The 9272-nt window shown below is 72.2% G+C and carries 9 protein-coding genes; 5 read left to right on the plus strand and 4 right to left on the minus strand.

All coding sequences use genetic code 11. The features are described 5' to 3' along the window. The first annotated feature begins 159 nt into the window (after positions 1-159). The 4 genes from ACZ52R_RS37860 (at position 160) to ACZ52R_RS37875 (ending at position 5129) form a co-directional block, all read left to right on the plus strand. Positions 160-1527, plus strand: a complete 1368-nt coding sequence (locus tag ACZ52R_RS37860) for an L-serine ammonia-lyase (protein WP_465617721.1) — start codon at positions 160-162, stop codon at positions 1525-1527. Positions 1528-1712: 185 nt separating this feature from the next. Continuing rightward, on the plus strand, positions 1713-3542 hold the full coding sequence (locus ACZ52R_RS37865) for a hypothetical protein (RefSeq protein WP_465661102.1): 1830 nt from the start codon (positions 1713-1715) through the stop codon (positions 3540-3542). Positions 3543-3583: 41 nt separating this feature from the next. Further along, positions 3584-4159, plus strand: a complete 576-nt coding sequence (locus ACZ52R_RS37870; RefSeq protein ID WP_465661104.1) for a hypothetical protein — start codon at positions 3584-3586, stop codon at positions 4157-4159. A 283-nt stretch (positions 4160-4442) separates the two neighbouring features. Next, on the plus strand, positions 4443-5129 hold the full coding sequence (locus tag ACZ52R_RS37875; RefSeq protein ID WP_465617715.1) for a hypothetical protein: 687 nt from the start codon (positions 4443-4445) through the stop codon (positions 5127-5129). Between the two features lie 86 nt (positions 5130-5215). On the opposite strand, the gene ACZ52R_RS37880 is transcribed toward ACZ52R_RS37875, so the two are convergent. Continuing rightward, a complete protein-coding gene (locus ACZ52R_RS37880; RefSeq protein ID WP_465661106.1) occupies positions 5216-5809 on the minus strand; it encodes an NADPH-dependent FMN reductase in 594 nt (197 codons plus the stop codon). A 189-nt stretch (positions 5810-5998) separates the two neighbouring features. On the opposite strand from ACZ52R_RS37880, the gene ACZ52R_RS37885 reads away from it, so the two are divergent. Further along, positions 5999-6754: a TetR/AcrR family transcriptional regulator gene (locus ACZ52R_RS37885; RefSeq protein WP_465661108.1), complete on the plus strand. Its 756-nt coding sequence runs from the start codon at positions 5999-6001 to the stop codon at positions 6752-6754. A gap of 57 nt (positions 6755-6811) precedes the next feature. Here the strand turns inward: ACZ52R_RS37885 and ACZ52R_RS37890 are convergent, their stop codons facing one another. From ACZ52R_RS37890 to ACZ52R_RS37900, 3 genes are all read right to left on the minus strand, one after another. Next, the gene (locus ACZ52R_RS37890; RefSeq protein WP_465617710.1) at positions 6812-7753 is read right to left on the minus strand and encodes a DMT family transporter; all 942 of its coding nucleotides are present in this window, start codon (positions 7751-7753) and stop codon (positions 6812-6814) included. 197 nt (positions 7754-7950) lie between these two features. Next, positions 7951-8580, minus strand: coding sequence for an RloB family protein (locus tag ACZ52R_RS37895; RefSeq protein ID WP_465661109.1), 630 nt, complete (start codon positions 8578-8580; stop codon positions 7951-7953). Further along, positions 8534-9010, minus strand: a complete 477-nt coding sequence (locus tag ACZ52R_RS37900) for an AAA family ATPase (protein WP_465755037.1) — start codon at positions 9008-9010, stop codon at positions 8534-8536. The genes ACZ52R_RS37895 and ACZ52R_RS37900 overlap by 47 nt, the downstream gene beginning before the upstream one ends. Between the last annotated feature and the right edge of the window lie 262 nt (positions 9011-9272).

Below are 9272 nucleotides of genomic sequence, written 5' to 3' on the forward strand. Positions count from 1 at the left end.
TCACTTCGGTGATCGTCCGGGCCGGGTGACCGGCCTCACCCCGCCGCGACACCTGGGGCTCCGGGGCACCGCGCACACTGGTAAGTGCGCGCGGTGCCCCGAGCCGTGTCGGCCCCCCGCCCGCAAGTACTTCCACGAGACCAGACAAGGACGTCCCCCGTGGCCATCAGCGTCTTCGACCTCTTCTCCATCGGCATCGGCCCCTCGAGCTCCCACACCGTGGGCCCGATGCGCGCCGCCCGGATGTTCGCCCGCCGACTGCGGTCCGAAGACCTGCTGACCCAGGTGACGGGCGTGCGTGCCGAGCTGTACGGCTCGCTGGGTGCCACCGGCCACGGCCACGGCACCCCGAAGGCCGTCCTGCTGGGCCTGGAGGACAACTCGCCCCGCACCGTCGACGTCGACCAGGCCGACAAGGACGTCGAGCGGATCACCGCCGAGAAGAAGCTCCACCTGCTCGGCGAGCACTCCATCGACTTCGACCCCGACAGCCAGCTCGTGCTGCACCGCCGCCGGTCGCTGCCCTACCACGCCAACGGCATGACCCTCTGGGCGTACGCGGCCGACGGCTCCACCCTGCTGGAGAAGACCTACTACTCGGTCGGCGGCGGCTTCGTCGTCGACGAGGACGCGATCGGCGCCGACCGGGTCAAGCCGGACGACACCGTGCTGAAGTACCCCTTCCGCACCGGTGACGAGCTGCTGCGGCTCAGCCGGGAGACGGGGCTCTCCATCTCCGGCCTGATGCTGGAGAACGAGAAGGCCTGGCGCAGCGAGGAGGAGATCCGCACCGGGCTGCTGGAGATCTGGTCCGTGATGCAGGACTGCGTGCGGGCCGGCATGACCCGCGAGGGCATCCTGCCGGGCGGCCTCAAGGTCCGCCGCCGGGCCGCCGCTGCCGCGCGCACGCTCCGCGCCGAGGGCATCGGGCCGGCCAACGCGATGGAGTGGGTGACCCTCTACGCGATGGCGGTCAACGAGGAGAACGCCTCCGGCCGCCGGGTGGTCACCGCGCCGACCAACGGCGCGGCGGGGATCATCCCGGCCGTCCTGCACTACTTCCTGAACTTCATCCCGGGCGCCGACGACGACGGCATCGTCCGCTTCCTCCTCGCGGCCGGCGCCATCGGCATGCTGTTCAAGGAGAACGCCTCCATCTCCGGCGCCGAGGTCGGCTGCCAGGGCGAGGTCGGCTCCGCCTGCTCGATGGCCGCGGGCGGCCTCGCCGAGGTCCTCGGCGGCACCCCCGAGCAGGTCGAGAACGCCGCCGAGATCGGCATCGAGCACAACCTCGGCCTCACCTGCGACCCGGTCGGCGGCCTGGTCCAGATCCCCTGCATCGAGCGCAACGGCATGGCGTCGGTCAAGGCCATCACCGCGGCCCGGATGGCGCTGCGCGGCGACGGCCGGCACCACGTCTCGCTGGACAAGGCGATCAAGACGATGAAGGAGACCGGGGCCGACATGAAGATCAAGTACAAGGAGACCTCGCGCGGCGGCCTCGCCGTGAACGTCATCGAGTGCTGACCGGGCACTGACCGCGCGCCGGTCACGACGCCCCGGCCCCCGGGTGGAGCCCCCTCCACCCGGGGGCCTTCGCATGCCCGCTGCGCGTTTCACCGCGCACTTCCCCTTGCGCATTTTTACTGGCCGACGGACCGTCAGCAGGTCCATAATCTCGGCGAGTTGGTTCACGCCAGAGGGGGAGGCGGATGACCTTCCAGCCCGGGCCGGTGCGGCCCGCCGAGCCGCCGTCCGTTCCACCGCCACCGCCGGCGCCACCGCCGACATCGTCGGGAACACCGGGATCGCCGGGATCGCCGTACGCGAGGTCCGAGGCCACCCGGCTGCTCTGCGCCGGGGTCTACCTCGACCCGGACTACCGCCGGCGTGTCATCACCGAACTGGTCGAGCACGACGAGCGCTCCGTCCCGCCGTCCCTGGGCTTCGACCTGGTCACGGTGCTGGCGCACGCCCTCCGGGCCCGGGCACTGGAGGCTCGCACGGGCGCGGTGCTCGCCTTGGTCTGGTTGGGCTTCTTCTGCACCGAGTACTGGCCGCTGCTCCAGCACCCACCGTCCGCCGCCGACTGGAAGTCCTACGGGGAAGGACTGACCGGCGGGTACTACGGCGACGATCCGTACGGCCAGGAGTCGGCGGCCGACACCGTGTTCGGCGTGCTCTCGCACTACATGCCACCGTTCACGGCGACCTTCGCCGTCCTGTACGCCCTGGTCTGCCTGCTGTCCTGGTACGCCAAGCCCGCGGAGGTCCGGGAGTACGCGCTCTACGCCCCAGCCGCCCCCACCACGCCCGGCGGCTCCCGGGCGTCCGAGGCCCGGCGCGCCGCCGGCGGGCTCCTCTCCGTCCTCGCCGTGATCGCCCAGATCCTCTACTGGGCACTGGCGCTGGCCACACTGAAGGAGGGGGCCTGGCAGGGCACGCTGTTCCCGCTGGCGCTCGCCGCGACAGTGGGCTGGCACCGCCTGCACGTCGCCCAGGTCCTCCGCCGGGAGCTGACCCGCGAGAACTTCCCCAAGCATCCGCGCCGGCTGCCGGCCCGGCCGCGCTACCCGGCGCTGCAGCGGGCCATCGCCGACGAGCAGTACTCGCAGCTCGTCGTCTACGATCCGGCCGATCCCTTCCTCGGCGCCGGACTCCCGTTCAGCGTCTGGCGGTTCACCCTGGAGCTGAGGCGCCGCAAGGACGCCCCGGCGGCCGCCGAGGAGGGCCTGACCGCCCGGGCCGTACTCGACCTGGTCATCCCGCGCCTGGCCGCCTTGCGGCAGGCCGCCGCCGACACCAGCCTGGACCGCCTGCGGGACCTGGAGATCGAGCACGTCGTCTACCTCCCGTACGGCCCGGCGCGCGGCGAGGTCCCGCGCGGGCCCGAGGAGATCGCCCGGCACATCGCCGAGGCGGTCGACGAGGGCGGCGAACGGCGCCGGCACTTCCTGCGGGTCCGGGTCGGCGCCTGGGACGAACAGGTGGTGCTGACGGTGCAGTTGCGGGTGCACACCCAGGGGAACCTGCTGATGGTGGAGGTCGTCCCGCACGTGCTCGGGCCGGTCCGGCGTGACTACGAGCTGCTGGCGGACGCGGTGGCCCAGCAGGGCACCCGACCGGGACGCCGCGGCCCGGCGATGTCCGCGTTCACCGCCGGGCCGGCCGCGCTCCGCTCGCTGCTGCGCCCGGGCGGACGCCGGGCCACGGGCGGCACGGATGACGACGACCAGCTGGTGGTGGCCGCCCGCCCGGTCGTCTCCTTGCGCGAGGCCGCCACCACGTCGACCATCTCGATCTTCCAGGAGCTGGACGTCATACGGTACTTGAAGTCGATCGAGGAGCGGATCATCGAGGGCGTGCGGGTCGCGCTGGAGCGGTCGGGGTACGAGACCGACCGCTTCGAGCAGACCGTGATCCAGGTGATGGAGGGCGGGGTCCACATCGGTTCGATGAGCGGCGGCGCCGTCGCCACCAACGGGGGCACGGCGCAGTCGGGCGCAGTGGCGGCTCCGCCGTCCGGCGGGAAGCCCTCCTAACGACGCGGATTCGCGTCCTTGACAGGGAGTTGAGATTTCCGATGAACGAGGAGCAGGACGTGCCGCAGGACGCGGAGAGCACTCCCCCGGCACCGGCGAGCGGCGGGGTGTCGAGCAATGGGGCCTCGAACGGTGGGGTGTCGATCGGCGCGATGACCGGCGGGGCCGTCGCCGCGGGCTCCGGCACCCGGGCGGAGGACCGCTCGCAGCGGGCCGGGGCGCCCGACCCACTGCCGGACCTGCGCGGTCTGACGGTGCCCGCCCCGGCGCCCGGCGGGGTCTCGATCGGCGCGATGACCGGCGGGGCGGTCGCCACCGGTCAGGACTCGACGGCCGTCGACGCCTCGATCCGCCTCGACGCCTCGGCCCGTGAACTGCTCGCGGCGGTCCGCGAGTTGCGGGGCCACCTGCCGATGTTCACCCGGGTCGAGGGCAACGGCGTGGCCGAGGTGGAGCAGGAGCTGGACGCCGTCGGCACGGCCCTCGAACAGACCGGCACGGCCCCGCGCACCCGGCTGGAACGGCTCCGCGACCTCCTGCGGAGCTCGACCACGGTAGTCTCCGGACTCGCCTCGGCGCTGGCGGTCGTCGAGGCGATCGAGCAGTTCCTGCACTGAGCGGGGACCGGGGAGCACAGGGGGAGCAGGGATGACGGGCAAGTACTGGGACAAGGACGGCCAGCAGTGGGTGGACCACCTGCCGGCGGGCAGGGCGGCCACGCCTCCGCCTCCGGCGGCTCCCCCGGCCACGCCTGCGCCCCCTCCGCCGACGGCCCCGCCCTTCGCGCCTCCGGTCGGGCCGCCTCCGGTCGCACCACCGCTGATCGCACCACCGCTGATCACACCGCGCGCCCCTCGACCGGGGCGCCCGCCGTCCGCCGGAACGCGGCGGTCCCGGCGGGTGCTGGTGGCCGCCCTCGCCGGGGCGCTCCTCGGCGTGCTCGCGGGCGGCGGCGGGTACCTGCTGACGCGGCACGAGGGCGGGAGCAAGCCGACCGGCGCGGCGACCCTGACGGGCACGCCACCGGTCACGGCGTCCGGCTCCCCCTCGTCGTCCCCCACGGCCTCGGAGTCACCCTCCGCCACGCCCTCGCCCACGCCCACCACCCCGGCGCCCGCGCCGACCCCCACCGGGCTGCACCTCAACCGGGTCCAGGACCCGAACGGGTTCACCCTCCTCGTCCCGGACGGGTGGCAGCGGAGGGAGCAGAACGGCTCCACGTTCTACGAGACCCCGAACCAGTCCAGCCTGGTCCAGGTGTTCTCCATGACCACCCAGTCCCCCTATGAGCAGGCCAAGTCGATCGACGCCAACCTCGCGGAGACCAAGGCGTCCGCGGGCTACCGCCGTCTCCGGCTGGAGCAGACCGCCAACGGCACCGCCGAGCTGGAGTACTCCTACAACCACGCCGAGACCGGCACCGTCCGACGCGCGGTCGACCACGTCCTGGTCGGCCCCGACGGCGTCGCCTACTCGGTCATCGTGGCCGGCCCGGAGGGCGACTGGCCCACCCTCCTCCAGGCCCTCCGGGACGCGGAGCTCACCGGCTTCTGCTTCACCGCCCAGTGCCCGGCGGCCACCGGCTGACCCCCGCCCGCCAGGCCCGGCCCCCCGTCCGCCGACCCGGACCCCGCCGACCCTGACCCCCGAACCGTCGTCCGCCGCCGGTCGGCTCAGGCCGCGAACGGGTGGGCCTGCCGGGCGGTGCGCAGCGCCTGCGCCCACCAGGTGAGCTGGTCGAGCATGGTCTTGGCGGCGGCGTCGGCGGCGGGGTCGATGGCCTTGCCATCGGCGTCGAAGCAGTGGGCGGCGCCGTGGAAGCTGACCGTGTTGCGGATCGTCGCCGCGTTCAACTCGGCCATGACCACCCGCAGTTGCTCGACGGCGCGGAGCCCGCCGGAGAGGCCGCCGTAGGAGACGAAGGCGATCGGCTTGCCGTGCCACTGCCGGTTGTGCCAGTCGATGGCGTTCTTCAGCGCGGCCGGGAAGCTGTGGTTGTACTCGGGCGTGACGATGACGAAGGCGTCGGCAGCCTCCAGCCGGGGCGACACGGCGGCCAGCAACTCGGCGTCGCCCGGCGACGGTTCGCCGCCGAAGGACGGGAGGGTGGTCGGCAGCGGGGTCTCCACCAGATCGACCAGGTCGGTGGTCGCGTCGCCGCGGGCGTCGAGGTGGCCGAGCAGCCAGTCGGCGACGACCGGGCCGAAGCGGCCGTCGCGGGTGCTGCCGACGATGACCGCGATCTGCAGGTTCTGCTCCGTGGACATGGGGGTCCCCCTCCGGGATGTGATGGACGGCGCGATGTCGCGTACGGCGATGTGTACGGCGTATCCGACAGATACAACGTACACATTGGCGCGTATGCCGTCCACTGTAGATACGACGTACGCTTCAGATACGCCGTACACGCCCGGGTGATACGGTGAGGAACACCGCAGTCGGAAGGAGCCCGCCCCATGCCCGCTCAGCAGGCACCCGCCGGGGGCACCCCCGCGGCCGGCGACGACAAGGCCCAGGTCTCACTCTGGGAGCGCCTCGCCCGTCCGGCCCCCGCGCCGCGCACCACACTGACCCCGCAGCGGATCGCCGAGGCCGCGGTCGCCATTGCCGACGCCGAGGGTCTGGACGCCGTCACCATGCGCCGCCTGGCCGGAGAGCTCGGCGTCGCCCCCATGGCCGCCTACCGGTACGTCTCCGGCAAGGACGAACTCATTGAGCTGATGGTCGACTTCGTGTACGGCCGGCTCCCCCTGGACACCCCGGCCGACGGCTGGCGGGACGCCATGCGCTCGCTGGCCGTCCACCTCCGGGCGATGACCCTGGCCCATCCGTGGACGGTCCGGACGGCCACCCCGTTCTCCCTCACCCCCAACCAACTCGCCGTCCCCGAGCGCGCGTTCGCAGCCCTGGCCGGGCACGGCCTGGACGCCGACACCACCATGGCGGTGTTCCGCGCCGTCAGCGGCTACGTGCACGGCTCGGTCGCCGCCGAGGTCGCCCTGGAGAACCTCCGCCGGGAGCACGGCTGGTCCGACGGCGACCAGACCCGGGCCGGCCTCGCCCCGCGGATGACCTGGCTGATGAACACCGGCCGCTACCCCAGCTACGAGCGCTACCTGTACGAGGCCACCCGCAAGGACGACCCCGACTGGCAGTTCGAGACCGGCCTCGACTGCGTCCTCGACGGCATCACCGCCCACTTCGGCATCTGACCGCCCCCGCCGCGCGGGAAGTCGGCCGGTCCGACTTCCCGTGCGGCGGCAGTGCACTTACCGGCGGGCGGGGAGCGCGAGGAAGGCCAGCCCGCCGGCCAGCACCGCGAGCCCGCACCAGGAGACGGCCGGCAGCCGCTCCCCCAGCGCCGCCACGCCCAGCACGGCGGCGACGGCGGGCTCGGCGAGGGTCAGCGTCGTGGCGGTCTGCGCGGTGGCGTGCCGCAAGCCGTGACCGAACAGCCGGTACGCGAGGCAGGTGGTGACCACGGCGAGGTACAGCACGATCCCCGCGCCCCGCACCGAGAGCAGCCACCCCACCGGCCCGAGGGCCACCACCGGCAGCACCAGCAGCGCCGCCCCGCCGAACATCGCCCCCATCACCCCGCCGGACGGGCGCCCCACCGCGATCAGCCGCCCGCCGACCAGCGAGTACACGGCGTACGAGAGCCCGGCCAGCACCGCCAGCAGCACCCCGAGGCCGTCCACCGCAGCGCCGCCCCCGGCGAGTTCGGGCCCCAGCACCAGCACCGCACACCCGAGGACGGCCATCGCCGTGGCCCCGGCCCAGCGCCCGCCCGGCCGCCCCTGCCCGGCGAGCCACCCGAGCAGCCCGGTGAACACCGGCGCGCTGCCCAGCGCGATCACCGTCGCCACCGCCACCCCGGTCCGGCTCACCGCCGGGTAGAAGGTGACCGGGTACCCCGCCACCGCGACCGCGCCGAGCGCGAGTTGCCACCGCTCGCGCGGCCCGCAGGCCCGGGGCAGGGTGCGGACTGAGCGGTCGGACAGGAACAGCAGCAGCCCGCCGAGCACCAGCCCGGCAGCCCCGATCCCCGCCGCGGGGGCGCCCCCGGGAGCCAGCGAAGCCGCCGTCCCGGTCGTGCCCCAGAGCACGGCGGCGAGCAGGATCGGCACCGGGCCGCCGAGCGCGCGGGGGCGGGCGCGACGGAGAGCCGTGGGCAGGGGACGGGCAGGCGAGAACAAGCGATTCGGCACAGTCGTGAACTTCCGTCGTCGAGGACCATCGGGAAACTGGTTCCGAGAACGGACGCACGCCATCAGCCCACGGCGGCCGCCATCAGGCCGAGCCGGGGTCGCGGGGGATCAAGCCACCGGAGCGCGCGCCCGTCAGGCGCTGAGCGGCGGCAGTACGACGTGCCAGTACAGGTTCACGGGTCGATGGTACTGACCCGTCACGGCTGCGTCTCTTCGCCTCCGATGGCGAGCGCGAGCTTCCACATGCCAGTGGAGGGATTGACCTCGTGCTCGTTCCCAGGCTCAGCCAGTTGCTTCGCCCGGCTGGCGGCCAACCGCCAGTGCGGCTTGTAGAGGTCGAACTTCATACCGGCCTTCTCATATCCGGTCGGGAAGATTTTCTCAAGCGCTGGCACAAGTTCCTTGAACGACCGAGCCGGGCGGCGATACTCCGCGAAGTGCAGCAGGAGCCACACTTCGAAGCAGGGATTTGAGAACGCCACCTCGATATTCTTCTTCCGCGCCTCGGCCACCACCTGCCCCAGGTCAGGGAATTCGTCGACATCGAGAACGCGCCACACCTCGTCGTACTCACCGCCGGCCTGGTCACGCAGAAGCTCGGCATGATCAACGACCTGGGAGGGTGACCTCGGATGTTCAACGACCCTCAGGGAGACCGCTGAATTCCGGGCGCTCGACTTCAGCCCCTGAAGGTAGTCGCGCTCAGTCGCCTTCGCGCCGCAGACCACCAGCAGCCTCTGCCTCGGCTCCCGCTGTCCCGCCCGCCTGGCCAGTGAGGTGTCAAAACAGGGACGCTTGCGTCCGCTCGGCTTGGCAGCCCTTGCCATCGTTGTCCCCCCGCGCCGCCACGGCACTGGCAAAATTGTCGTCGATGTACGGCACGCCGCCGTAGCTCCCGCTGAGATACCGCCGCTCGCGGTTCTCCTCCTGGCGTGGCTTGAAGTCGGCGAGGGCGACCAATTCGGTCTCGCCGTACTCGTTCTTCTCCACGAACCAGACCTGGTCGCGCCGCAGGATCTCTTCACCGTCAGCTCGTCCGAGCAGGCTGGCATCATGGGAGGTGAAGATCAGCTGAGCACCATTCGGATTAGTCGCGGAATTCTGGAAGAGCCCGATCAGGCGTGCGGTCAGAATCGGGTGGAGGCTCGAATCGATTTCATCCACCACGAAGGTCCCGCCCCATCGGAGCACCGACATGAATCGGGGCGCCTGCCGCAGCAGAGCCTGCGTTCCCTCGGACTCGTCGGACAGATCCATCCTGACGATCCCGTCACGCCCGCGATGCCCTATCCACGGGCGCATGACCTCACGCGGACCTCGCTCTTCAAGGTCCGCCAGCACTCGCTGCGGGATGCGCGAACCGTACCTCTTCCGCAACTGCTCCTCATCAAGCAGCACACGCTCCGTACCGCATTCCGCGATCCCTAGCCTCCGTGTTTCGGTTCGCGTCGGCTGATCTGGGGTGATCCCTGTGTCGGGGGTTGTGGGGCTGCCGTGGGACGTTGGGCATGCCGAGGGC

The organism is Kitasatospora sp. NPDC034023 (assembly GCF_055575795.1).

Coding starts and splice junctions, on each gene's coding strand:
- ACZ52R_RS37865 (WP_465661102.1), top strand. CDS start 1,713: ATGACCTTCCAGCCCGGGCCGGTGCGGCCCGCCGAGCCGCCGTCCGTT.
- ACZ52R_RS37870 (WP_465661104.1), top strand. CDS start 3,584: ATGAACGAGGAGCAGGACGTGCCGCAGGACGCGGAGAGCACTCCCCCG.
- ACZ52R_RS37880 (WP_465661106.1), bottom strand. CDS start 5,809: ATGTCCACGGAGCAGAACCTGCAGATCGCGGTCATCGTCGGCAGCACC.
- ACZ52R_RS37885 (WP_465661108.1), top strand. CDS start 5,999: ATGCCCGCTCAGCAGGCACCCGCCGGGGGCACCCCCGCGGCCGGCGAC.
- ACZ52R_RS37895 (WP_465661109.1), bottom strand. CDS start 8,580: ATGGCAAGGGCTGCCAAGCCGAGCGGACGCAAGCGTCCCTGTTTTGAC.
- ACZ52R_RS37900 (WP_465755037.1), bottom strand. CDS start 9,010: ATGGATCTGTCCGACGAGTCCGAGGGAACGCAGGCTCTGCTGCGGCAG.